This window comes from Actinomadura alba (assembly GCF_014323705.1).
GTDB classification, from domain to species: Bacteria; Actinomycetota; Actinomycetes; order Streptosporangiales; family Streptosporangiaceae; genus Actinomadura_C; species Actinomadura_C alba.
Genome location: NZ_JABVEC010000096.1, coordinates 1 through 804, shown reverse-complemented (window position 1 = coordinate 804; position 804 = coordinate 1). Strand labels below are relative to the sequence as shown.

1 protein-coding gene is annotated in these 804 nt (G+C 70.4%); it reads left to right on the top strand.

The features are described 5' to 3' along the window. The coding region (locus tag HKK74_RS38885; RefSeq protein WP_187248440.1) for a DUF222 domain-containing protein at positions 1 to 804 on the top strand (804 nt) is incomplete at both ends.

Here is an 804-nt window from a genome sequence, read left to right as displayed (position 1 = left end):
TTGGAAGGGCCGCTGCTGGAAACCGGCCGGGCCCTCACCGAAGGCCGCATCGACAGCAGGAAAGCACGGGCGATCTGTGACGGCGTCCTCGGGATCGGTCACGATATCGCCCGTAAGGTCGAGGCTCTCGTGCTGCCCGACGCGCCGCGGTTGACCGCCCGGCAGCTGGCGATACGGGTCCGTAATGCGATCAAAGACGCCGACCCCGATGCCTATGAACGGCGCCGTAAGGCAGCTGAGAAGGGCCGCCGGGTGGAGTTGTACGACAACCCCGACGGCACCGCCGATCTGACCGCACGCGATCTACCCGCCGAGGACGCCGACGCCGCCTACAACTATCTCAACGCACTCGCGAACGCGCTCAAAGCAGACGGAGACCAACGACCCATCGACACCATCCGCACCGACGTCCTCCTGGAGCTGCTGCGCGGCAGACACCCCGCAGACCTCTCCCCCGCACCCGCCGACCCCGACCCTGAGCAGGGTCCACCCCCACCCGCAGAAGCCACCCCCAAAGCCAGGGACTCCAGACCTGCGGACTCCAGACCCGGGGACGCCGAACCCGAGGACACTGCACCCGGGGACGCCGAACCCCCGGCAGCCGCCCCGCGGGGAGCCGAGTCCGAAGCGGCCGGGGAGCCGGCAGCCGTGGCGGCTGAGACCGTCGCGTCTCAGCGGGCCATCGGCCGCCCCGGCCGCACACGATGGACCGATTCCGTGCGGCCAGGCCAAACCGACGGCGACACCGGGCGCGAAGACGCCACCGGACGCGGAGAAGCCACCAGGCGCGAAGAAGCCACCGGA